Here is a 569-nt window from a genome sequence, read left to right on the forward strand (position 1 = left end):
TAGAGGGATGTAGACGTCGGCAGCTGCCGACTCAGGCGCAGTCCCGGGCGACTCGAAGTGTCCGTTCAACCGGTTGCCGGAAGGATCCTCAAGGTTGCCAAAGACGGCCAGCGTGTACCGCGACTCAGTCCAGGGAGCGTCGGGTGTAAAGATCCATCTCTTTTCGCCGACTTCCAGCCGAGCGCGTCCTTGGATACGGCGATGACTCGAGTTCGCAACCGCGAGGTAGTCGACATCCCGACCGTCGATGGGCGCGTCCAACTCCACCACCAGGGGCTCGCGTGTGCCTGCAAGGACGCTTCCGACGTGCCAGCCAGACGGGCGCGGGCCATCGTGGTCGTCCGACCCCACCTTCCAGCGTTTGATTTCCTGACCGTCCAACGTCAGCACCACCAACCCGTCGGCGTGGAGCACAGGTCCGACGGTGTCATGGGCGATAAGCCCGCTCTTCACGCGCCCAGGATGCAGAAGCACCGTCAAGACCTTGCCGCTGGGGGACCAGAGCTCCTGCTCCAGAAACGGCTTGTCGATGACGTTGCCGTTGGCCTGGCGCAGTTCCAACCGAGGCA

1 protein-coding gene is annotated in these 569 nt (G+C 63.6%); it reads right to left on the reverse strand.

Going from position 1 to position 569, the window contains the following annotated elements:
• A partial coding sequence (locus tag ACW4E8_RS41085) for a hypothetical protein (protein WP_456809706.1) occupies positions 1-569 on the reverse strand: 569 nt, incomplete at both ends.

It is taken from the genome of Cupriavidus sp. CP313 (assembly GCF_054072015.1).